Genomic DNA, 22775 nt, shown 5'->3' on the forward strand with positions numbered 1-22775 from the left:
ATGTCGATGAGTACCAAGGAAAACGCAGCCGTCAGCCAGTTGCTCGCCCTGCTCGAAGCCCGCTACGCGCTGCGCGTGCTCTGGGCCCTGCGCGACGGCCATGCGCAGACCTTCCGCTTGCTTCAGGACAGCGTGGGCAGCATCACTCCCAACACGCTCAACACCCGCATCAAGGAACTGCGCGAAGCCGGCATCGTCGGCCACGGCAGCGACGGCTACAGCCTCACGCTCAGCGGCCAGGACCTGCTCAAGCGCCTTTCCGACCTGCAGGCCTTTGCCGGCAAATGGCAACTGGGACAACTCAAGAAAGCAGCGGCACCCGCAGCGCTCGCATCGCCCGCCGCGCCGGTTTCTCCAGCGGCCGCACCCGCTCCGGCCCCGGTGGCGGCACCTGCGTCCACACCCGCGCCCCCTTCCGACGACACCAGCCAGAGCTGACGGACCACAGGCCTGCCTGTCCGGCATCGGTAAACTCCGCGCCTTCGATCCACTGATCTCACATCGACGCAAGGAGCGTTTCTCATGCCCACCACTTCCTCCGGCCTGCAATACGAAGACACCGAAGTCGGCACCGGCGCCGAAGCCAAGGCCGGCCAGCACGTGCACGTGCACTACACCGGCTGGCTCTACAACGACGGCGTGCAAGGCGCCAAGTTCGATTCGAGCCGCGACCGCAACGACCCGTTCGCGTTCTCGCTGGGCGCGGGCCAGGTCATCAAGGGCTGGGACGAAGGCGTGGCCGGCATGAAGATCGGCGGCAAGCGCACGCTGATCATTCCCGCATCGCTGGGCTATGGCGCCCGCGGCGCCGGCGGCGTGATTCCGCCGAACGCCACGCTGAAGTTCGACGTCGAGCTCCTGGACGCACACTGAGCATTCGAGCCGACGGCTCCAAGGCCCGATTCCGGGCCTTTTTCATGCCTCCGCGGCCCTTTTGGCCGCGTTTTTTCGCTTGAAATGCTTTGGGCCAGCCCCATGTGGCTGGCTAACGTTTGTTTTCCGGCACACGCCGGTTCTTTGAAAAATGTCTGACCCGCAACAATCCGCACAGAATTCTCAAATGCTGCAAGGCGAGCCAAGCCCCGAAGAACTGGAGGCTGCGCACGCCGCCAATGAAGCCGAGGCGCTCGACGCCCTGGCCGTGGCACAAGGCGAGCTCGCCGCCCTGCAGACCAAGAATGCCGAACTGGCCGACCAGTACCTGCGCGCCCAGGCCGATGTGCAGAACGCCCGTCGCCGCGCCGACGACGAGATCACCAAGGCCCGCAAGTTCGCCGTCGAGGCCTTTGCCGAGAGCCTGCTGCCGGTGACCGACAGCCTCGAAGCCGGCCTGGCCATCAAGGACGCCACCCCCGAGCAGATCCGCGAAGGCGCCGAAGCCACGCTGCGCCAGCTCAAGAGCGCGCTCGAACGCAACAAGGTGATCGAAGTGGCCCCCGCACCCGGCACCAAGTTCGACCCGCACCAGCACCAGGCCATCTCGGTGGTGCCCGCCGACCAGGAGCCGAACACCGTGGTGAGCGTGCTGCAGAAGGGCTACACCATCAACGAGCGCGTGCTGCGCCCGGCGCTGGTCACGGTCAGCGCGCCGAAGTAATCCGCGGCATTCGCCAGCACACAAGATTCCCACAGGAAATCCCCGCTTCATACCTTGAATCGCGACGGGTTATCCACAAGTTCATAACAACATATTTTTCAGGCTTTCAGGAGTAAAGAACATGGCAAAGATCATCGGCATCGACCTCGGCACCACCAACTCGTGCGTGTCGATCATGGAAGGCAACACCACGCGTGTGATCGAGAACTCGGAAGGTGCGCGCACCACGCCGTCGATCGTCGCGTACCAGGAAGACGGTGAAGTGCTGGTCGGTGCCTCGGCCAAGCGCCAGGCCGTTACCAACCCCAAGAACACGCTGTACGCGATCAAGCGCCTGATCGGCCGCAAGTTCGAGGAAAAGGAAGTCCAGAAGGACATCGACCTGATGCCCTACACCATCGCCAAGGCCGACAACGGCGACGCATGGGTGGAAGTGCGCGGCAAGAAGATGGCCCCGCAACAGGTCAGCGCCGACATCCTGCGAAAGATGAAGAAGACCGCCGAAGACTACCTCGGCGAAACCGTGACCGAAGCCGTGATCACGGTGCCGGCCTACTTCAACGACGCCCAGCGCCAGGCCACCAAGGACGCCGGCCGCATCGCGGGCCTCGACGTCAAGCGCATCATCAACGAGCCCACCGCTGCCGCCCTGGCCTTCGGCCTCGACAAGCAGGACAAGGCCGACCGCAAGATCGCCGTGTATGACCTCGGCGGCGGTACCTTCGACGTGTCGATCATCGAAATTGCCGACGTCGACGGCGAGAAGCAGTTCGAAGTGCTGTCGACCAACGGCGACACCTTCCTGGGCGGCGAAGACTTCGACCAGCGCATCATCGACTACATCATCGGCGAGTTCAAAAAGGACCAGGGCGTCGACCTGAGCAAGGACGTGCTGGCCCTGCAGCGCCTGAAGGAAGCCGCTGAAAAGGCCAAGATCGAACTGTCGAACAGCGCGCAGACCGACATCAACCTGCCCTACATCACGGCCGATGCCTCGGGTCCGAAGCACCTGAACATCAAGCTCACCCGCGCCAAGCTCGAAAGCCTGGTCGACGAGCTGATCGAGCGCACCATCGCTCCCTGCCGCGTGGCCATCAAGGACGCCGGCATCAGCGTGGGCGACATCAACGACGTGATCCTGGTCGGCGGCATGACCCGCATGCCCAAGGTGCAGGACAAGGTGAAGGCCTTCTTCGGCAAGGAGCCGCGCAAGGACGTGAACCCCGACGAAGCCGTGGCTGTCGGCGCCGCCATCCAGGGCCAGGTGCTCTCGGGCGACCGCAAGGACGTGCTGCTGCTCGACGTGACCCCGCTGTCGCTGGGCATCGAAACGATGGGCGGCGTGATGACGAAGATGATCGCCAAGAACACGACGATCCCGACGAAGTTCGCGCAGACCTTCTCGACCGCCGAAGACAACCAGCCGGCCGTGACCATCAAGGTGTTCCAGGGCGAGCGCGACATCGCCGCGGGCAACAAGGCGCTCGGCGAATTCAATCTTGAAGGCATTCCGCCGGCATCGCGCGGCACGCCGCAGATCGAGGTGAGCTTCGACATCGACGCCAACGGCATCCTGCACGTCGGCGCGAAGGACAAGGGCACCGGCAAGGAAAACAAGATCACCATCAAGGCGAGCTCGGGCCTGTCCGAGGACGAGATCCAGAAGATGGTGAAGGACGCCGAACTCAACGCCGAGGACGACAAGAAGAAGCTCGAAATCGTGCAGGCGCGCAACCAGGGCGAGGCAATGGTGCACAGCGTGAAGAAGTCGCTGGGCGAACATGGTGCAAGCCTCGAAGCCGCCGAGAAGGACGCGATCGAAGCAGCGATCAAGGACCTGGAAGAAGCCCTCAAGGGTGAAGACAAGACCGCGATCGAGGAAAAGACCAACACGCTGATGACCGCAAGCCAGAAGCTGGGCGAGAAGATGTACGCCGAATCGCAGGCCGCGGCCGGCGCCTCGGCCGCCTCCGGCCCGGGTGGCGCGGAAGCTGCTGCAAGCGCACAGGCCGACGACAACGTGGTCGACGCCGAAGTGAAGGAAGTCAAGAAGGGCTGATCTTCAGTCCCTTGAGCAAGGCTGGAACACCTGAAAAGGTGCTCCAGCCTTTCTCGCTTCAAGTTACCCGAGTTCCCGCTGCTTCCCTGATCTGCTGATCGACCTGCCATGGCCACCAAACGCGACTACTACGAAACCCTCGGCGTCCCCAAGAACGCGAGCGAGGAAGAAATCAAGAAGGCTTATCGCAAGCTTGCGATGAAGCACCACCCCGACCGCAACCACGGCGACACCTCGAAGGAGGCCGAGGCCAAGTTCAAGGAGGTGAAGGAAGCCTACGAAATGCTGTCCGACGGACAGAAGCGCGCGGCCTACGACCAGTACGGCCATGCCGGCGTCGACCCCAACATGCGCGGCGGCCCGGGCGCGGAAGGCTTCGGCGGTTTCGCGGAAGCCTTCGGCGACATCTTCGGCGACGTGTTCGGCGGCGGCGGCCGAGGCCGCACCAGCAGCGGCCGCCAGGTGTTCCGCGGCAGCGACCTGAGCTACGCGATGGAGATCTCGCTCGAAGAGGCTGCAGAAGGCAAGACCACCGAGATCCGCATCCCCACCTGGGACGAGTGCGACACCTGCCATGGCTCGGGCGCGAAGCCCGGCACCAAGCCCATCACCTGCACGACCTGCCACGGCGCGGGCGCGGTGCAGATGCGCCAGGGCTTCTTCAGCGTGCAGCAGACCTGCCCTACCTGCCACGGCAGCGGCAAGATCGTTCCCGAGCCCTGCACCGTGTGCCACGGCCAGGGCAAGATCAAGCGCAACAAGACGCTCGAAGTGAAGATCCGCGCAGGCATCGACGACGGCCAGCGCATGCGCGTGACCGGCAGCGGCGAGCCCGGCGTCAACGGCGGCCCGCCGGGCGACCTGTACATCGAGATCCGGCTCAGGAAGCACGACATCTTCGAGCGCGACGGCGACAACCTGCACTGCGTGGTGCCCGTGAGCATGACCACGGCGGCGCTGGGCGGCGAGATCAACGTGCCCACGCTCAAGGGCGCGGCGGCCATCGACATTCCCGAAGGCACGCAAAGCGGCAAGCAGTTCCGCCTGCGCGGCAAGGGCATCAAGGGCGTCAACTCGAGCTACCCCGGCGACCTCTACTGCCACGTGCGCGTCGAGACGCCGGTGAAGCTCACCGAGTTCCAGCGCAAGCTGCTGAAGGACCTCGACGAGTCGCTCAAGAAGGGCGGCGAGAAGCACAGCCCGACCGACAAGGGCTGGTTCGACAAGGCGAAGGAATTCTTCAGCTGAGCTGGCTTGTGAGCACCAAAGGCGTGCAGGGACTGGCCAGCTGCCTGAATCCCTGCCTCATCCGGCGCCAGCGTTACACGTCGGACCTGTTCTCCATCTGAGATATGTAACGCCGGGGGCTTCACTTCAGTGGATGCCACCACCTCCAACCAGGGCCGCTTAGCGGCCCTTTGTCATGCTGGAGTCGCCGGACTGGTGCATCCAGGCCTCCCAGGCCCGTAGCAGGCACATTGGCAGTGCGTCCTGCACCTCTGCGGTACATGCCGACCCGCGCCCAAGCTTCCTTCCCACGCCAACACGCGCAAGCGGCCCATCAAAAAGTGGCGCGAGGATTGCTTTTATATTTTTTTTGGCTGTGCAATAAACCAAACGACAGACCGCGCGTTATTGCAGGAGACGCCCGTTTTTTTGAGCCCCGAGGCTCAATAGGCGATGCTTTCCCGGAGAAAAGGCAAAAACGGACGATAGCCATTTGGCATAGGTGTTTTCACCCGGGGAGAATTGGGAAAGCGAGCCTTTGAATTTAACTGAAATCCGGAAATTTGTTCCTTGTTTTTCGTTGAACTTTACTCGTCCGTGTGGTTCTGAATTAACAAATGATTTGCCGGGTTCAATCTTTGCTTTATGCTGATTGTTAGCAGATTGTTGTAAGGGAGTTTTCCGCGGCATGCAGCCATGGGCAGGCACACCTTTAAATGTTGCGCAAGGCCTTTGCTGCACGCCATCGGGCTAAAAGCCCACTGACTTGATGGAGGCGTGACCATGGATGTGATCAGCAACTTTGCCGCCCGCTACGAGCGCACCCGCGAGGAAGTCATCTCGCTGCAGGACTACCTGGACATCTGCAAGCGTGACCCCACGGCCTACGCCACTGCCTCCGAGCGCATGCTCAAGGCCATCGGCGACCCGGAGCTGGTCGACACGCGCAACGACCCCCGTCTTTCGCGCATCTTCGCCAACAAGGTCATCAAGATCTATCCGGCGTTCAAGGAGTTCTATGGCATGGAAGACGCCATAGAACAGGTGGTGTCCTATTTCCGACACGCAGCCCAGGGGCTGGAAGAAAAGAAGCAAATCCTTTACCTGCTGGGCCCGGTCGGTGGCGGCAAGAGCTCGATCGCCGAACGCCTGAAGCAGTTGATGGAGCACGTGCCCTTCTACGCCATCCAGGGCTCGCCGGTGAACGAATCCCCGCTCGGCCTCTTCGACACGCTCGAAGACGGCGAGATCCTTGAAAAAGAATACGGCATCCCCCGCCGGTACCTGAATCGAATTCTCTCGCCCTGGGCCGTCAAGCGGCTCGAGGAGTACGGCGGCGACATCCGCCAGTTCAAGATCGTCAAGCGCTTCCCGTCGGTGCTGCGGCAGATCGCCGTCGCCAAGACCGAGCCCGGCGACGAGAACAACCAGGACATTTCCTCGCTGGTCGGCAAGGTCGACATCCGCAAGCTCGAAACCTATGCCCAGGACGATCCGGACGCCTACGCCTACTCCGGCGGCCTGTGCCTGGCCAACCAGGGCCTGCTGGAGTTCGTGGAAATGTTCAAGGCGCCCATCAAGGTGCTGCACCCTCTGCTCACGGCCACGCAGGAAAGCAACTTCAAGGGCACCGAAGGCTTCGGCGCCATCCCGTTCGACGGCATCGTGCTCGCGCACAGCAACGAGAGCGAGTGGAAGGCCTTCCGCAACAACAAGAACAACGAGGCCTTCCTCGACCGGATCTACATCGTCAAGGTGCCCTACTGCCTGCGCGCCTCGGAAGAAATCAAGATCTACGAGAAGCTCGTGCGCAACTCGTCGCTGGCCCAGGCGCCCTGCGCACCCGGAACGCTGCGCATGATGGCCCAGCTCTCGGTGCTCACGCGCCTGAAGGAGCCCGAGAACTCGAGCACCTTCAGCAAGATGCAGGTGTACGACGGCGAGAACCTTAAAGATACCGACCCCAAGGCCAAGTCGATCCAGGAGTACCGCGACTACGCGGGCGTCGACGAAGGCATGAGCGGTGTGTCCACGCGCTTCGCCTTCAAGATCATCTCGAAGGTCTTCAACTTCGACAGCTCGGAAGTGGCCGCGAACCCGGTGCACCTGATGTACGTGCTCGAACAGCAGATCGAGCGTGAGCAGTTCGCGCCCGAGATCGAGCAGAAGTACATCAGCTACATCAAGGAGCTGCTGGCGCCGCGCTATGCCGAGTTCATCGGCAAGGAGATCCAGACCGCCTACCTCGAGAGCTACAGCGAGTACGGCCAGAACATCTTCGACCGCTACGTCACCTACGCCGACTACTGGATACAGGACCAGGAGTTCCGCGACGTCGACACCGGCGAAGTGTTCGATCGCGCCTCGCTCAATGGCGAACTCGAAAAAATCGAGCGGCCCGCCGGCATCGGCAACCCGAAGGACTTCCGCAACGAGATCGTCAACTTCGTGCTGCGCGCACGGGCCGGCAACGCGGGGCGCAACCCGGCGTGGACCAGCTACGAAAAGCTGCGCGCGGTGATCGAGAAGAAGATGTTCTCCAACACCGAAGAGCTCCTGCCGGTGATCAGCTTCAACACCAAGAGCAGCGCCGACGAACAGAAGAAGCACGAAGACTTCGTGACCCGCATGGTCGAGAAGGGCTACACGGCCAAGCAGGTTCGCCTGCTCTGCGAGTGGTATCTGCGGGTGCGCAAGAGTTCATAAAAAGACGACCCTTCGTTCGTTCTCTCTTTGCAAGGAGCTTTGACAACATCGTGGCCATCCTGCAGCAGATCATCGACCGCCGGCTATCGGGCAAGAACAAGTCCATTGGCAACCGCGAGCGCTTCCTTCGGCGCTACAAGGGGCAGATCCAGGAAGCGGTGAGGCGCGCCGTCAGCGGCCGCAACATCCGCGAACTGGAGCAAGGCGAAGACGTGACCCTGCCGCGCCACGACGTGTCCGAACCGGTGTTCGGCCATGCACGCGGCGGCGACCGCGAGTACGTGCACCCAGGCAACCAGGAGTACCTGAAAGGCGACCGCATCAAGCGCCCCGAAGGCGGGGGCAGCGGTGGCTCCGGCAGCGGCGAGGCCAGCGACAGCGGCGAAGGCGAGGACGACTTCGTCTTCCGCCTCACGCGCGAAGAGTTCATGCGCGTGTTCTTCGACGACCTCGCGCTGCCGCACCTCATTCGCACGCAGATCGCCGACGTGCCCGAGTGGAAGAGCCACCGCGCCGGCTTCACCAGCGACGGCTCTCCCAACAACCTGCACGTGGTGCGCTCGATGCGCGGTGCGCTCGCCCGCCGCATCGCGCTGGGCGGCGAACCGCGCAAGGAGCTCAAGCGCCTGGAAGCGCACCTCGAACACCTGAAGCTGCATCCGCAGGTCACTTCAGCGCTCATCCAGAAGGAAATCCGCGAGACCGAAGAGCGCATCGCCGAGCTGCGCCGCACCATGCGGCACGTGCCCTACATCGACCCCATCGACCTGCGCTACCGCAACCGCGTGAAGACGCCGGTGCCCAGTGCCAAGGCCGTGATGTTCTGCCTCATGGACGTGTCGGGCTCGATGGACGAGGCGCGCAAGGACATGGCCAAGCGCTTCTTCATGCTGCTGTACATGTTCCTCACGCGGCACTACGAGACCATCGACCTCGTGTTCCTGCGCCACCACACGCAGGCGCAGGAGGTGACTGAAGAAGAGTTCTTCCACGCCACCGAAACCGGCGGCACCGTGGTGTCGAGCGCGTTGGTACTGATGGACGAGATCATCAAGGCGCGCTACCCCAGCGGCGAATGGAACGTGTACGGCGCGCAGGCCAGCGACGGCGACAACTGGCACCAGGACAGCGGCCGCTGCCGCGAGCTGCTGGTCGAGAACATCCTGCCGGTGGTGCGCTACTACGCCTACGTGCAGGTGGCCGAGACCGAGCAGAACCTGTGGCAGGAGTACCAGCAGCTCGAGGGCGTCGCGCCCAACTTCGCCATGCGCAAGGTGTCCGACGCGCAAGACATCTATCCGGTTTTCCGCGACCTGTTCAAGAAGGAAGGGGTCACGTCATGAGCGCCATCATCGTCCCCCCTCGGCTCGAACGCCTGCCCAGCCCTTCCGACTGGACATTCGACCTTATCGAGACATATCACACCGAGATCGCCAAGACCGCCAAGGGCTATGGCCTCGACGTGTACGCGAACCAGCTCGAGGTCATCACGGCCGAACAGATGATGGACGCCTACGCGAGCGTGGGCATGCCGATGATCTATCGCCATTGGTCGTACGGCAAACAGTTCATCGCCACCGAGAAGAACTACCGCCGCGGGCACATGGGGCTGGCCTACGAGATCGTCATCAACTCCGATCCGTGCATCGCCTACCTGATGGAAGAAAACACCATGGCCATGCAGGCCCTGGTGATCGCGCATGCGGCCTACGGCCACAACAGCTTCTTCAAGGGCAACTACCTGTTCCGCATGTGGACCGATGCGTCGTCCATCATCGACTACCTCGTCTACGCGCGGCACTACATCGCCGAATGCGAGGAGCGCCACGGCCTCGACGCGGTGGAAGAACTGCTCGACTCCTGCCATGCGCTGATGAACTACGGCGTCGACCGCTATCGCCGCCCGCAGAAGCGCTCGCTGGCGCAAGAAAGCGCCCAGCGCACCGAGCGCGAACGCCACATGCAGCAGCAGGTGAACGACCTGTGGCGCACGCTGCCGCGCAAGAGCGAGCAGGCGGCCGAGTCCGATTCGTCAAAACGCTTTCCATCGGAGCCGCAGGAGAACCTGCTCTACTTCATCGAGAAGAACGCCGCGCTGCTCGAACCCTGGCAGCGCGAAGTGGTGCGCATCGTGCGCAAGATCGCGCAGTACTTCTACCCGCAGCGCCAGACCCAGGTGATGAACGAAGGCTGGGCCACCTTCTGGCACTACACGCTGCTCAACACCATGTACGACCGCGGCCAGCTGGCCGACGGCTTCATGATGGAATGGCTCAGTTCGCACACGGGCGTGATCTTCCAGCCGCCGGTGGGACACCGCGCCTACAGCGGCATCAACCCGTATGCGCTGGGTTTCGCGATGTACACCGACCTGCGGCGCGTCTGCGAGAAGCCGACCGAGGAAGACCGCCGCTGGTTCCCCGACTTCGCGGGCAGCGACTGGCTCAAGACGCTCGACTACGCGATGCGCAACTTCAAGGACGAGAGCTTCATCGGCCAGTTCCTGAGCCCGAAGACGATGCGCGACTTCCGCCTGTTCTCGATCCGCGACTTCCAGAGCGAGGCCGAGCTGGAGGTATCCGCCATCCACGACGACAGCGGCTACCAGGCGCTGCGCGAATCGCTGTCACGCCAGTACGACATCAGCAGCCGCGAGCCCGACATCCAGGTGTGGAGCGTGGCCACGCGCGGCGACCGTTCACTGACCCTGCGTCACACGCAGCGCAACAACCTGCCGCTGCACGACGGGGCGGAAGAAGTGCTGAAGCACGTCGCGCGGCTCTGGGGCTTCGACGTGCACCTCGAAAGCATCGACAGCGCCGGGCGCATCAGCCGCAGCTGGAAGGCCACGGCGCCGAAGCAGCTCTACTAGAAGTACGAGGGTCAGGGCACCAGGGCCGCGATGGCCAAGGTGTAGCCCTTCACGCCCAGCCCCACGATGATTCCCTTCGCCGCGGGCGAGATGTACGAGTGGTGGCGAAACTCCTCGCGCGCGTGCACGTTCGAGATGTGCAGCTCGATCAGCGGCACGCTCGCGCCCTTGATCGCATCGTGCAGCGCGATCGACGTGTGGGTGTAGGCGCCGGGGTTCATCACCACGCCGAGCATGTTGCCCGCCGCCACTTCGCGGCCGGCTTCCTGGATCCAGTCGATCAGCACGCCTTCGTGGTTCGACTGGCGGCATTCGATCTCCACGCCCAGCTTCGCGCCCGTGTCCTTGCACAGGCGCTCGACGTCGGCCAGCGTGTCGCGTCCGTACTGTTCGGGCTCGCGCGTGCCGAGCAGGTTGAGGTTGGGGCCGTTGAGGACGAGGATTTTCTTCATGATGGATGAGGGTCTGGCGGACTGCAATTATGGTCTCGCGGCCGTCCTGCGGCGCCGCGCCGTAGACGATCCGACGTAGTAGTTGTACGAATCGATGTCGACCACGCAGCGCGCCATCAGGTCGACGAACGAGCGCAGCTTCTGCCCCATGTAGCGCTGCCGTTGGTAGGCACAGTAGATGCGCCGCGGCTCGGGCTGCCACTGCTGCAGCACCGGCACCAGCACGCCCTGCTCCAGCTCCGGGCGCACGAAGAAGGCCGGCAGCAGCGCGATGCCCAGGCCGTCGATACAGAAAGTCTTCATGACCCAGTGGTCGTTGGTCTCGAAGGCGGGCTCGGGCTGGAAGGCAAAGCTCGACGCGCCCGACACCAGCAGCACCTGCGAACGCACCGAAGGCTCCTTCATCACGATGGACTGGTGCGTGGCCAGCTCTTCAGGCGACGACGGCGTGCCGCGGCGCGCCAGGTACTGCGGACTCGCATACAGCCCGTAGTTCAGCCGCCCGAGCAGCTTGGCCACGAGGTTCGGCGCATCGGGCGGCTCGGAGCACACGTAGCAGTCGACATCGCCGATCTGCGGCGCATGGAAGCCGTTCGCCACGTCGAGCTGGCAGCGCACGTCCGGATGCGTCTCCAGGAACAGCTTGACCACGTGGCAGACGAAGGAGGTGCTGAACTGCGTGTCCGACAGCAGCGAGAGGCCGCCCGAGACGCCCGTCGTCAGCGCGTGGATCTCGGTGCTGGCCGCTTCGAGCCGGCCCGTCACTTCGTCGAGCAGCCCTTCGCCGCGCGCAAAGAAGGCGCGGCCGGCCTCGGTGAGCGCAATGCGGCGGGGGCTGCGCATCAGCAACTGCGCGCCGAGCAACTTCTCCAGCCGCGTGAGCTGCCGGCTCAAGGTGGCCTTGGAGACACCCGAGAGGCTTTCGGCCTTGGTGAGACTGCCGCTCCGGGCGATCAGTACGAAGGCCTCGACCAGGGCGAGATCGATCCGGCTCATGAGGCCCGGCGTTGCAGGAATGAAAAGTAGCGTCTCTTCATGTGGCTTTCATCGGTGCGGCGGAAGCGGTACGGTATCACCGGCGCCCAGTCTTGCGCCCCCACGACTCATGAACACACAGAACACCGCCACCTGGCACCCCGTCGCGCGCTCGGCCGACCTGCGCGCCGGCGCCAACATCGTCGCCGGCTTTGCCGAGGGCCAGGAGCTCGCGCTCTGGCGCGCCGCCGACGGCACCGCCCAGGCCTGGGAGAACCGCTGCCCGCACCGCAGCGTGCGCTTCACGCTGGGCCAGGTCGTCGACAACCGCCTGGCCTGCGCATATCACGGCTGGCAGTACGCGGCGGGCAGCGGGCAGTGCACCAGCATTCCGGCGCATCCGGCCATGCAGGCTCCGCGCAACGTCTGCGCGAAGACCTTCGGCACGATGGAGGCCGCAGGGATGCTGTGGGTTCACCTGTCGCCCAAAACGCCGCCCGCGCCCGCCGAATTGGAAGGCGCCGTCCCCACCGACTGGCACTTCTGCCGCACGCTGACCGTGCGTGCGCCCGCCGGCACGGTGCGAGAAACGCTGGCACAGCGCGGCCTGACAGCCGATGCGGTCTCAGCCGCCTGGCGCGGCCTGCTCGACGACGTGAACACCGTCGCCCTCGTCCTCGACGCCCAGCCCCGGCTTGCCTTCGTCCACCTGTGGACCGATGCAGCCCCCGGCTCGCCCGCCATGAAGACCCTGCACACCGCCGCCCGCGAACTGCGCGCCGGCATCGAAGCCCTGCCCCAAGGCTGAAAGCACCCATGCCCTTCGTCACCAACGACCCCAACATGCTCGACGACTGGCTGGTCGTCGGGCCCGCGACGACCACGCCCCGCACGACCCGCCTGCTCGGCGAAACCGTGCAGCTCTGGACCGACGCCGACGGCACGCCCCAATGCCGCCTCGGCGACCAGCCGCTTACTGTGCAGTCGCGCTACGGCTACTTCTGGGTCTGCCCCAGCGGCCGACCCGCGCGCGCCCTGTTCGACTTCCCGGAGTACAGCGAGCCCGGCCGCCGCATCATCGACTGCGGCGGCATCGGCGTCGCGGTGTCGGGCCTGCGCGTGATCGAGAACTTCCTCGACATGGCACACTTTCCCTTCGTGCATGCCGACTACCTCGGCAAGGTGCCGCACACCGAGGTGGCGCAGTATCAGGTGCAGGTCGAGCCTGTCACCGGCGAAATCTGGGCCACCGACTGCCGCTTCTGGCAGCCGCGCGCTTCCGCCGCGCACGATTCGGGCAGCGAGGTGCTCTACAAGTACCGCGTGATGCAGCCCTTCTCGGCCATGCTCTACAAATCGAGCTTCCGTGCGGGCGCGCTCGACGCGATCGGCCTCTTTCTTCAGCCCATCGACGACGAGCACGTTGTCGCCCACACGCTGCTCGCCTGCTACGACGACGACTCCACCGATGCCGAGCTCATCGCCTTCCAGCACACCATCTTCGGCCAGGACAAGCCCATCCTGGAAAACCACGCCTTCAAGCGCATGCCGCTCGAAGGCCGCGCCGAAACGCCGACGCGCGGCGACACATCCTCCGTCACTTATCGGCGATGGCTGCGCGAGCGCGGCATGCGCTTCGGCGTGAGGGCAGCGGCATGACGACGCTGAAGCTCTACGACTATCCGCTCTCGGGCAACTGCTTCAAGGTGCGGCAGATGCTGGCCTGGCTGGGTGTCGCGTACGAAACCGTGCCGGTCGATTTCTTTCCCGGCCGCGAGCACAAGTCCGCCGCATTCCTGGCGAACATCAACCCGCTCGGCCAGCTCCCGGTGATCGACGACGACGGCCTCCTGCTGCGCGATGCACAGGCCATCCTGGTCTACCTGGCAAGCCGCTACGACGCGCAAGGCCGCTGGTACCCCGCCGACCCGAAGCTGCGCGGCCAGGTCGCGATGTGGCTCGCCACTGCCGACGACATCACCCGCACCGCCTCGGCCGCACGGCTGCACGACGCACTGGGCTACCACCACCTCGACATCGAGGCCTGCCGCAGCGGCGCCCGCGCCGTGTTCCGCGTGCTCGACGACCATCTCGCCGAGCAGGCCAGCGCGGGCCTGCGCTGGCTCGCATCCGCGCCCGAGCCGACCATTGCCGACCTCGCCTGCTTCCCCTACGTCGCGCTCGCCGGCGAAGGCGGCATTCCTCTCGATGAATTTCCCGCACTGCGAAACTGGGTCTGGGACTTTCGCCACCTGCCCGGCTTTGTGGGAATGTCGGGAATCTTTCCCGCCGGCCCTGTTTGAACGTCGTCTGGGTATCCTTACCGCTTCGCCTTTCTGAAGAATCACACTCGCCATGAAAACCAAAGCTGCCGTCGCCTGGAAATCCGGAGCCCCGCTCACCATCGAAACCGTGGACCTGGAAGGCCCGAAATTCGGCGAAGTGCTGGTCGAGATCAAGGCCACCGGCATCTGCCACACCGACTACTACACCCTCTCGGGCGCTGACCCCGAAGGCATCTTCCCCGCGATCCTCGGCCATGAAGGCGCGGGCATCGTGGTCGATGTCGGCCCCGGCGTCACCACGCTGAAAAAGGGCGACCACGTCATCCCGCTGTACACGCCCGAATGCCGCCAGTGCAAGTTCTGCCTGAGCCGCAAGACGAATCTGTGCCAGCTGATCCGCGGCACGCAGGGCAGGGGCCTGATGCCCGACGCCACCTCGCGCTTCAGCCTCGACGGCAAGCCGATCTTTCACTACATGGGCACGTCGACCTTCAGCAACTACACGGTCGCCCCTGAAATTTCGCTCGCCAAGATCCGCGAAGACGCCCCCTTCGACAAGGTCTGCTACATCGGCTGCGGCGTCACCACCGGCATCGGCGCGGTGATCTTCACGGCCAAGGTGGAAGCCGGCGCCAATGTGGTGGTGTTCGGCCTCGGCGGCATCGGCCTGAACGTGATCCAGGGCGCCAAGATGGTGGGCGCCGACAAGATCATCGGCGTGGACCTGAACCCCGAGCGCGAAGCCATGGCCCGCAAGTTCGGCATGACGCACTTCATCAACCCCAAGGACACCGAGAACGTCGTCGATGCCATCGTGCAGCTGACCGACGGCGGCGCCGACTACAGCTTCGAGTGCATCGGCAACACCAAGGTGATGCGCCAGGCGCTCGAATGCACGCACAAGGGCTGGGGCCGCAGCATCATCATCGGCGTGGCCGAAGCGGGTGCCGAGATCAGCACGCGGCCGTTCCAGCTGGTCACCGGCCGCAAGTGGGAAGGCTCGGCCTTCGGCGGCGCGCGCGGCCGCACCGACGTGCCGAAGATCGTGGACTGGTACATGGAAGGCAAGATCAACATCGACGACCTGATCACGCACACCATGCCGCTGGAGGACATCAACAAGGGCTTCGACCTGATGAAGCGCGGTGAGTCGATCCGCGGCGTGGTTCTCTACTAAACCCCGGGAGGCGCCCGCCATGAATCGCATGGAACCCCTGCGCAAGATCGAAGCGGGCGTTCTCGAAATCGCCTACTTCGAAGCAGGCCCCGCCGACGGGCCTCCCGTGCTGCTGATGCACGGCTTTCCGTACGACATCCACACCTACGCCGAGGTCGCGCCAATGCTGGCCGACCAGGGCTGCCGCGTGATCGTGCCGTATCTGCGCGGCTACGGCGCCACGCGCTTCCTGAGCGAAGCCACGCCACGCTCGGGCGAACAGGCCGCGCTGGGCGCCGACCTGCTCGCGCTGCTCGACGCGCTGAAGATCGACCGTGCCGTGCTGGCCGGCTACGACTGGGGCGGCCGCGCCGCCTGCGTGGTTGCGGCGCTGTGGCCCGAACGCTGTGCGGGGCTGGTGTCCCTCAACAGCTACAACATCCAGAACATCGCGAAGGCGATGGAGCCGGACACGCCGGCCAACGAGCACAGCCTCTGGTACCAGTACTACTTCCACAGCGAGCGCGGCCGCGCCGGCCTCGAGAAAGACCGCAAGGCGCTCACGAAGCTGCTGTGGAAGCTCTGGTCGCCAACCTGGAAGTTCGACGACGCCACCTTCGAGCGCAGCGCCGCAGCCTTCGACCACCCTGATTTCGTGGACGTGGTGATCCAGTCGTACCGCCACCGCTTCGGCCTCGTGCCGGGCGACCCGGCCTACGCCGACATCGAACGCCGCCTTGCAGTCCAGCCCACGATCACCGTGCCCGCCATCACCTTCGACGGCATCGACGACGGCGTGCGCCCGCCTGCCGATGCATCGGCCCACGCACACCGTTTCAGCGGCCCGCGTTCGCACCGGCTCGTGCCCGGCGCGGGCCACAACATGCCGCAGGAAGCGCCGCGCACCTTTGCCGACGCCGTGCTCGAACTCGTGCCCGCCCTGCGCGGCAAGAACCCGCAATGACCGACAACACTCCGAAGACTCTTTCCGAGCACCACGCCTTTGGCGGCGTGCAGCGCTTTCTCGAACACCGCTCGCATGAAATCGGCCTGCCGATGCGCTTCTCGGTCTACCTGCCGCCGCAGGTCGCGCACGAGCGGGTGCCCGCCCTGCTCTACCTCGCGGGCCTGACCTGCAACGAGGAGACCTTCGCGATGAAGGCCGGCGCGCAGCGCATGGCCGCGAGCCTGGGCCTTGCGCTGATCGCGCCCGACACCAGCCCGCGCGGCCGCGAAGCGGAAAGCATTCCGGGTGCGAAGGACGACTGGGACTTCGGCATCGGCGCCGGCTTCTACCTCGACGCGCTCGTCGAGCCATGGGCCACGCACTGGCGCATGGAAAGCTGGGTCGTGCACGAACTGCTGCCGCTGGTCGCAAAGCACTTCGCCATCGACGGCGAGCGCATCGGCATCTTCGGCCACTCGATGGGCGGCCACGGTGCGCTCACCCTGGCGCTGCGGCATCCGGGGCGCTTCAAGTCGCTCTCGGCCTTTGCGCCGATCTGCGCGCCCACGCAGTGCCCATGGGGCGAGAAGGCACTCGGCGGCTATCTGGGCCAGCCCGGCGCCGACCGTGCGCAATGGCTGGCGCACGACGCCAGCGCGCTCATGAAGTCGCAGGTGGTGGCGCCCTACCCGCAGGGCATCCTCATCGACCAGGGTCTGGCCGACAAATTCCTCGCCGAGCAGCTGCACCCCGAGGCCTTCGAGGCCGCCTGCTTCGCGGCGGGCCAGCCGCTCACGCTGCGCCGCCATGCGGGCTACGACCACGGCTACTACTTCATCCAGAGCTTCATGGCCGACCACATAGCGCACCACGCGCAAACCCTGCGCTCCTAGGGCCGCGCCTCATCGACCACAGCGGCCCCGCGCCGTATCATGGTTCGCATGTCCGCCGCCCAAATTCCCGCCTTCCACCTGCGGTTGCGCGAAGGCAGCGCCGAAGAGAACATGGTGCTGGCCGGCATCTGGCGCCGCGCCTGGATCGCGGCCAACCGGGGCGTTCCCCATTTCGAGCCGATCGGCTACTGGCTGCACCGCGTGCAGACCGAGTTCGGCCCGCCCGCCGAAGTGGTGCTGGCGGAGCGCGACGGGCAGGTGCTGGCGTTCATGGTGCTGCTGGAGCGGCGCGAGTACGTGGCCCAGCTCTTCGTCGAGCCCCACCTGCGCAACCAGGGTTTGGGCAAGGCCTTGCTCGACGAGGCCTGCGTGCGCATACCCACAGGCTGGTGGCTGCACGTTGCCTCCACCAACACGTCGGCGCAGCGCTTCTACGAGCGCTATGGCCTCGAGCGCGGTGCGGTCGATCGGCACCCATCGAGCGGCCGCGAACGCATCGCCTACCATTGGTCGCCCTCGCGCCCGCCGTGGCGCATCGGCTGAACCCCATCTTCTTTTCGTGCCCATGCGCATCGACCACATCGCACTCTGGACCACCGATCTCGAACGCTGCAAGCGCTTCTATGTCGACTACTTCGGCGCCACCGCCGGCGCAGGCTACGTCAACCCGGCCAAGGGCTTCGCCTCGTGCTTCCTGAGCCTGGGCGACGGCGCGCGCATCGAGGCCATGACCACGAGCACGCTCTCGCCCGTAACCGCTGAAGCCGGCGCGCAGCGCATGGGCTGGACGCACCTGGCGATCAGCGTGGGCTCAGACGCTGCGGTCGACGAACTCACGCAGCGCCTGAAGGCCGACGGCTACCCGCTGCTCGACGGCCCGCGCCGCACCGGCGATGGCTACTACGAGAGCGTGGTGCTCGACCCGGACGGCAACCGCATCGAGATCACCGCATGAGCGAATTCGTCGAAAGCCTGCACGAAACCTTCGAGCGGCTCGGCCGCATCGAAACGCGCCGCATGTTCGGCGGCCACGGCATCTGGCACGAAGGCCGCATGATCGCGCTGGTCGCCAAGGACACGCTCTACCTCAAGGCCGATGCCGAGAGCGCCGCGCATTTCGACAAGCTGAACCTGCCGCCCTTCACCTACGTGCGCCAGGGCAAGTCGATGCCGATGTCGTACCGGCAAGCCCCGGCGGACCTTTTCGAAGACCGCGAGGAAGCCGCCCTGTGGGGCCGCCTTGCATATGAAGCAGCGCTGCGCTCGGGCCAGCCACCGAAGCCGAAGAAAGCACCCGCAAAGAAAGCCGCAGTGAAGAAAACCTCAGTGAAGAAAAAGACAGCGAAAGCAGCCTCCCGGTGAGCGAGAACCCCAAGCTCCCTCCCCTGCCCGAACGCGAACAGATCGCGCTGCTCGAACCCTTCGAAGGCCTCGGCCTGAAAGACATCGTGGTCGTGCAGACACTGCAAGATGCAGAACACGCCGCCGCCATACTGCTCGCCGCGGGCATCGCCGGCTTCGACACCGAATCCAAGCCCACCTTCGCGAAGAACGAGGTGTCGGGCGGCCCGCACGTGGTGCAGTTCTCCACGCGCGACACGGCGTGGCTGTTTCAGCTTCACCGCACCGAGTGCAACCCGGTGGTGGCCGCGCTGATCGCCTCCACCGAGCTGCGCAAGGTCGGCTTCGGCCTGTCGGGCGACCTCACGTTGATCCGCAACCGGCTCAACATCGAGCCGAAGGCGGTGTTCGACATCGACAACGAATTCCGCCACCGCGGCTACCGCAAGTCGGTCGGCGTGAAGGCGGCGGTGGCTCTGGTGTTCAACCGCCGCTTCATCAAGTCGCGCAAGGCGACCACTTCGAACTGGGCCAACAAGCAGCTCACCGAGGCGCAGATCCGCTATGCCGCGAACGACGCCTATGCGTCGATCCGCGTGTACGACGCGCTCTTCAGCAGCAGCAACTGACCGATCGAAACGGGGTCAGTCGCGCCCCGCCTCCAGGATCGCCTGCGCGAGCCTCTGGGGGTTCGAGAAGAACATCTCGTGGCTGCCGGGGCACTCCACCAGCCGGAACAGGCCCAGCCGCTCCGACAGGCGCGGATGCCACGGCATGCCGTGCGGCAGCGCGGTGTCCTGCAGGCAGTTGACATACGACTTGCCCAGCGCCAGCGCGGCCAGCGGCTGCTGCAGCCTGATCTTGTCGGTGAAGGTGCGATATGGGTGCGGGTTGAGCTTGCCGTAAGCGGCCGTCGCGGTCGCCAGGTCCGCGTCGTTGATGAAAGCCTCGCGCCAGATCTCGAAGGGCAAGGTCACGGCATTGCCGTTGGCCTCCGCGACGGCGTCGAACATCGTCACGTAATGCGGCGGCACCATGTCGTTGAGCGATTCGCCATCGAGCGGCACGAAGGCGTTGATGTACACCAGCCGCTTCAGCCGCGGCGCAATGCGATCCGCCACGCCCGAGATCACCATGCCGCCGTAGCTGTGGCCCACGAGGCGCACCTGCGTGAGATTCTTTTCCTCGATGTAGCGCACGGCGGAAGCGATGGCGTCTTCCAGGCCAATGCTCGAGCGATCGTCGCCGGGGTTGTTGCCAGCGAGCGTCGGGCAATACACGGTGTGCCCTGCTGCGCGCAGGCCGTCGGCCACGGCTTCGATTTCTGCGCCGGTGTGCCAGGCGCCGTGGACGAGAACATAGGTGTCGGACATGGTGGGTGTGTCTCCTTTTGTTTGTGACGGAGCACGACTGTAAGGAACATCGGTGACTTGCGCATGGCCGATGTGTGCCAGCGCGATGGCCGATTCGTGCCAGCCGTATTGCTTCGATTCAATTATTCAACGATACTTGAATTATGGAAGAAAACGACGTTGTCCGATCCCTTGCCGCACTGGCGCAGCCCGTTCGCCTGCGGGTGTTTCGTGCGCTGGTGGTGGCAGGCCCCGCCGGCCTCACGCCCGGCGCGCTGACCGAAGCGCTCGAGGTGTCGGCCACGGGCCTGTCGTTCCATCTCAAGGAGCTCGTGCATTCGGGGCTGGTCTCGCAGGAGCGGCAGGGCCGCAACCTCATCTACCGCGCGGCGTTCGAGCAGATGAATGGACTGCTGGCCTACCTCACCGAGAACTGCTGCGAGGGAGAAACCTGCGCTGTCGGATGCCCGCCGACATGCTGAGCGCCGTTGCGATCTTCGTCTTCACGCTCGTGCTGGTGATCTGGCAGCCGCGCGGGCTGGGCATCGGCTGGAGTGCCTCGCTCGGCGCCGTCATCGCGCTATTGCTCGGCGTGGTCCAGCTGTCCGACATCCCCGTCGTCTGGAGCATCGTGTGGAACGCAACCGCCACCTTCATCGCCGTGATCGTCATCAGCTTGCTGCTCGACGAGGCGGGCTTCTTCGAATGGGCCGCGCTGCACGTGGCGCGCTGGGGCGGCGGGGGCGGGCGGTTGCTGTTCGCGTTCATCGTGCTGCTGGGCGCCGCCGTGTCGGCGCTGTTCGCCAACGACGGCGCGGCGCTGATCCTTACGCCCATCGTGATGGCGATGCTCGTGGCGCTGGGCTTCTCGCCGGCTACCACGCTCGCCTTCGTGATGGCGGCCGGCTTCATCGCCGACACGGCCAGCCTGCCGCTGATCGTCTCGAACCTGGTGAACATCGTGTCGGCCGACTTCTTCCGCATCGGCTTCGGCAAGTACGCCTCGGTCATGCTCCCCGTGAACATCGCGGCGGTGCTCGCGAGCCTGCTGGCGCTGATGCTTTTCTTTCGCCGCGGCATCCCGGCAAGCTACGACGCGACCCAACTCAAGGCGCCTGCGGATGCGATCCGCGACCCCGCGACTTTCCGCGCGGGCTGGGTCGTGCTGGTGCTGCTGCTCGTCGGCTTCTTCGGCCTGGAGCCGCTGGGTGTGCCGGTCAGTGCGGTGGCCGCCTTCGGCGCGGTCGTGCTGCTGGCTGTTGCAGGGCGCGGCCCGGTGATCGGCATTCGCAGGGTGCTGCGCGGCGCGCCCTGGCAGATCGTGATCTTCTCGCTGGGCATGTACCTCGTGGTCTACGGGCTGCGCAACGCCGGGCTGACCAGCTACATCGCCTCGCTGCTGAATGTGTTCGCGCAAGGCGGCGTCTGGGGTGCGGCGATGGGCACGGGCTTTCTCTCGGCGCTGCTCTCGTCGGTCATGAACAACATGCCCACCGTGCTGGTGGGCGCGTTGTCCATCGACGCGTCGAGCGCGAGCGGCGCGGTGAAGGAAGCGATGGTCTACGCCAACGTGATCGGCTGCGACCTCGGCCCGAAGATCACGCCCATCGGCAGCCTCGCCACCCTGCTCTGGCTGCACGTGCTCGCGAAGAAGGGCATGGCGATCGGCTGGGGCTACTACTTCAAGGTCGGCATCGTGCTGACCCTGCCCGTGCTGCTGGTCACCCTGGCGGCACTGGCGCTTCGACTGAGTCTTTGAAACCCGACACCACACTTCCATGAACGACATCACGATCTATCACAACCCCGCCTGCGGCACGTCGAGGAACGTGCTCGCGCTGATCCGCAACACAGGCGACGAGCCCACCGTCATCGAGTACCTGAAGACTCCGCCCGATCGCGCGACGCTGAAGCAGCTGATCGCGGCAATGGGCATGCCGGTGCGCGAGGTCATGCGCCGCAAAGGCACGCCTTACGACGAACTCGGCTTCGACGATGCGAAGTGGAGCGACGATGAGCTGATCGGCTTCATGCTGCAGCACCCGATCCTCATCAACCGGCCGATCGTGGTGACGCCGCTCGGCACGCGGCTGTGCCGGCCTTCGGAAGCGGTGCTCGACATCCTGCCGCGGCCGCAGCAAGGCGCCTTCTCCAAGGAAGACGGCGAGGCCGTCATCGACGCAAAGGGCCAGCGTGTCGTCAAGCCCTGAACTGCCGAACGTCGACGCCGGGCATTTCCACCGGCCGGACCTGCGGCAACTGCTGCCCACGGAGCGCGCCACGCACGCGCCGCGCATCCTGTTGCTCTACGGCTCGGTGCGCGAGCGCTCCTACAGCCGGCTGCTGACCGAAGAAGCCGCGCGGCTGCTTCAGGCCCTGGGCGCGGAGCCGCGCATCTACGACCCGCGCGGCCTGCCCCTGCCCGACGACGCACCGGAAGACCATCCGAAAGTGCGGGAGCTCCGCGACCTCGCCCAATGGTCCGAGGGCATGGTCTGGACATCGCCCGAACGCCACGGCGCCATGACCGGCATCATGAAGGCGCAGATCGACTGGATCCCGCTGTCCGTCGGCTCGGTGCGGCCCACGCAGGGCAAGACGCTTGCGGTGATGGAAGTGTCGGGCGGCTCGCAGTCCTTCAACGCCGTGAACCAGCTGCGCGTGCTCGGCCGCTGGATGCGCATGCTCACCATCCCCAACCAGTCGTCGGTGGCCAAGGCCTTCCTCGAGTTCGAGGAGAACGGACGCATGAAGCCCTCGCCGTATTACGAGCGAGTGGTCGACGTGATGGAAGAGCTGGTCAAGTTCACGCTGCTCACGCGCGACTGCGCGGGCTACCTTGTGGACCGCTACAGCGAGCGGCGCGAGAGTGCGGAGGCGCTGTCGAAGCGGGTCAACCTGCGCAGCATCTGAG

The 22775-nt window shown here is 65.2% G+C and carries 25 protein-coding genes; 22 read left to right on the plus strand and 3 right to left on the minus strand.

Annotation, left to right across the window (positions count from 1 at the left end):
- Window positions 1–6 precede the first annotated feature (6 nt).
- From ACTG4X_RS23535 to ACTG4X_RS23570, 8 genes are all read left to right on the plus strand, one after another.
- Window positions 7–438 (plus strand): winged helix-turn-helix transcriptional regulator, encoded by a 432-nt coding sequence (locus tag ACTG4X_RS23535; protein ID WP_440532017.1) that lies wholly within the window; start codon window positions 7–9, stop codon window positions 436–438.
- 84 nt (window positions 439–522) lie between these two features.
- A complete protein-coding gene (locus ACTG4X_RS23540) occupies window positions 523–873 on the plus strand; it encodes an FKBP-type peptidyl-prolyl cis-trans isomerase (protein ID WP_093176996.1) in 351 nt (116 codons plus the stop codon).
- Between the two features lie 187 nt (window positions 874–1060).
- A complete protein-coding gene (gene grpE, locus ACTG4X_RS23545) occupies window positions 1061–1597 on the plus strand; it encodes a nucleotide exchange factor GrpE (protein WP_426389392.1) in 537 nt (178 codons plus the stop codon).
- A gap of 121 nt (window positions 1598–1718) precedes the next feature.
- The gene (dnaK, locus tag ACTG4X_RS23550) at window positions 1719–3656 is read left to right on the plus strand and encodes a molecular chaperone DnaK (RefSeq protein WP_093051403.1); all 1938 of its coding nucleotides are present in this window, start codon (window positions 1719–1721) and stop codon (window positions 3654–3656) included.
- A 108-nt stretch (window positions 3657–3764) separates the two neighbouring features.
- Window positions 3765–4904 (plus strand): molecular chaperone DnaJ, encoded by a 1140-nt coding sequence (dnaJ, locus tag ACTG4X_RS23555; RefSeq protein WP_093051406.1) that lies wholly within the window; start codon window positions 3765–3767, stop codon window positions 4902–4904.
- Window positions 4905–5666: 762 nt separating this feature from the next.
- Entirely contained in the window at window positions 5667–7589 is a 1923-nt protein-coding gene (locus ACTG4X_RS23560; RefSeq protein WP_093051862.1) for a PrkA family serine protein kinase, read from the plus strand.
- 50 nt (window positions 7590–7639) lie between these two features.
- Window positions 7640–8932, plus strand: a complete 1293-nt coding sequence (locus tag ACTG4X_RS23565; RefSeq protein WP_093051409.1) for a YeaH/YhbH family protein — start codon at window positions 7640–7642, stop codon at window positions 8930–8932.
- Window positions 8929–10461: a SpoVR family protein gene (locus ACTG4X_RS23570; protein ID WP_093051412.1), complete on the plus strand. Its 1533-nt coding sequence runs from the start codon at window positions 8929–8931 to the stop codon at window positions 10459–10461. The genes ACTG4X_RS23565 and ACTG4X_RS23570 overlap by 4 nt, the downstream gene beginning before the upstream one ends.
- A gap of 11 nt (window positions 10462–10472) precedes the next feature.
- Here the strand turns inward: ACTG4X_RS23570 and aroQ are convergent, their stop codons facing one another.
- Complete coding sequence (gene aroQ / locus ACTG4X_RS23575; protein ID WP_093051415.1) at window positions 10473–10913, minus strand: type II 3-dehydroquinate dehydratase; 441 nt, start codon at window positions 10911–10913, stop codon at window positions 10473–10475.
- 27 nt (window positions 10914–10940) lie between these two features.
- Window positions 10941–11909: a LysR family transcriptional regulator gene (locus ACTG4X_RS23580; protein ID WP_440532018.1), complete on the minus strand. Its 969-nt coding sequence runs from the start codon at window positions 11907–11909 to the stop codon at window positions 10941–10943.
- Between the two features lie 109 nt (window positions 11910–12018).
- Between ACTG4X_RS23580 and ACTG4X_RS23585 the strand changes: the two genes are divergently transcribed.
- From ACTG4X_RS23585 to ACTG4X_RS23630, 10 genes are read left to right on the plus strand one after another with little or no spacing between them, the layout of a single operon-like run.
- Window positions 12019–12696, plus strand: a complete 678-nt coding sequence (locus tag ACTG4X_RS23585) for a Rieske 2Fe-2S domain-containing protein (RefSeq protein ID WP_440532019.1) — start codon at window positions 12019–12021, stop codon at window positions 12694–12696.
- Between the two features lie 8 nt (window positions 12697–12704).
- Window positions 12705–13547 (plus strand): aromatic ring-hydroxylating dioxygenase subunit alpha, encoded by an 843-nt coding sequence (locus tag ACTG4X_RS23590; protein ID WP_440532020.1) that lies wholly within the window; start codon window positions 12705–12707, stop codon window positions 13545–13547.
- A complete protein-coding gene (locus ACTG4X_RS23595; protein WP_440532021.1) occupies window positions 13544–14191 on the plus strand; it encodes a glutathione S-transferase family protein in 648 nt (215 codons plus the stop codon). Before ACTG4X_RS23590 ends, ACTG4X_RS23595 begins: the two co-directional genes overlap by 4 nt.
- A gap of 52 nt (window positions 14192–14243) precedes the next feature.
- Window positions 14244–15350, plus strand: coding sequence for an S-(hydroxymethyl)glutathione dehydrogenase/class III alcohol dehydrogenase (locus ACTG4X_RS23600; protein ID WP_440532022.1), 1107 nt, complete (start codon window positions 14244–14246; stop codon window positions 15348–15350).
- A 19-nt stretch (window positions 15351–15369) separates the two neighbouring features.
- The gene (locus ACTG4X_RS23605) at window positions 15370–16293 is read left to right on the plus strand and encodes an alpha/beta fold hydrolase (protein ID WP_440532023.1); all 924 of its coding nucleotides are present in this window, start codon (window positions 15370–15372) and stop codon (window positions 16291–16293) included.
- Window positions 16290–17168, plus strand: a complete 879-nt coding sequence (gene fghA / locus ACTG4X_RS23610) for an S-formylglutathione hydrolase (protein WP_093176985.1) — start codon at window positions 16290–16292, stop codon at window positions 17166–17168. The genes ACTG4X_RS23605 and fghA overlap by 4 nt, the downstream gene beginning before the upstream one ends.
- A 48-nt stretch (window positions 17169–17216) precedes the next feature.
- Entirely contained in the window at window positions 17217–17711 is a 495-nt protein-coding gene (locus tag ACTG4X_RS23615) for a GNAT family N-acetyltransferase (RefSeq protein ID WP_256216816.1), read from the plus strand.
- 22 nt (window positions 17712–17733) lie between these two features.
- Window positions 17734–18123 (plus strand): VOC family protein, encoded by a 390-nt coding sequence (locus tag ACTG4X_RS23620; protein ID WP_093051439.1) that lies wholly within the window; start codon window positions 17734–17736, stop codon window positions 18121–18123.
- Window positions 18120–18530, plus strand: coding sequence for a TfoX/Sxy family protein (locus ACTG4X_RS23625; protein WP_440532024.1), 411 nt, complete (start codon window positions 18120–18122; stop codon window positions 18528–18530). Before ACTG4X_RS23620 ends, ACTG4X_RS23625 begins: the two co-directional genes overlap by 4 nt.
- Window positions 18527–19138: a 3'-5' exonuclease gene (locus tag ACTG4X_RS23630; protein ID WP_440532025.1), complete on the plus strand. Its 612-nt coding sequence runs from the start codon at window positions 18527–18529 to the stop codon at window positions 19136–19138. The genes ACTG4X_RS23625 and ACTG4X_RS23630 overlap by 4 nt, the downstream gene beginning before the upstream one ends.
- Window positions 19139–19153: 15 nt before the next feature.
- Here the strand turns inward: ACTG4X_RS23630 and ACTG4X_RS23635 are convergent, their stop codons facing one another.
- A complete protein-coding gene (locus tag ACTG4X_RS23635; protein ID WP_093051448.1) occupies window positions 19154–19882 on the minus strand; it encodes an alpha/beta fold hydrolase in 729 nt (242 codons plus the stop codon).
- Window positions 19883–20025: 143 nt separating this feature from the next.
- On the opposite strand from ACTG4X_RS23635, the gene ACTG4X_RS23640 reads away from it, so the two are divergent.
- Genes ACTG4X_RS23640 through arsH form a run of 4 tightly spaced genes read left to right on the plus strand, consistent with a single transcriptional unit; the run spans window position 20026 to window position 22774 of the window.
- Window positions 20026–20343 carry an ArsR/SmtB family transcription factor gene (locus ACTG4X_RS23640; RefSeq protein ID WP_093051451.1) on the plus strand — a complete coding sequence of 106 codons (318 nt, stop codon included), beginning with the start codon at window positions 20026–20028 and terminating at the stop codon, window positions 20341–20343.
- Window positions 20337–21620, plus strand: coding sequence for an arsenic transporter (locus ACTG4X_RS23645; RefSeq protein ID WP_440532026.1), 1284 nt, complete (start codon window positions 20337–20339; stop codon window positions 21618–21620). Before ACTG4X_RS23640 ends, ACTG4X_RS23645 begins: the two co-directional genes overlap by 7 nt.
- Before the next feature lie 19 nt (window positions 21621–21639).
- The gene (gene arsC, locus ACTG4X_RS23650) at window positions 21640–22071 is read left to right on the plus strand and encodes an arsenate reductase (glutaredoxin) (protein ID WP_440532027.1); all 432 of its coding nucleotides are present in this window, start codon (window positions 21640–21642) and stop codon (window positions 22069–22071) included.
- Window positions 22055–22774: an arsenical resistance protein ArsH gene (gene arsH / locus ACTG4X_RS23655; protein WP_440532028.1), complete on the plus strand. Its 720-nt coding sequence runs from the start codon at window positions 22055–22057 to the stop codon at window positions 22772–22774. The genes arsC and arsH overlap by 17 nt, the downstream gene beginning before the upstream one ends.
- The last annotated feature ends 1 nt before the right edge of the window (window position 22775 follow it).

The sequence above is a fragment of the Variovorax sp. YR566 genome, assembly GCF_051992195.1.
GTDB lineage: Bacteria > Pseudomonadota > Gammaproteobacteria > Burkholderiales > Burkholderiaceae_C > Variovorax.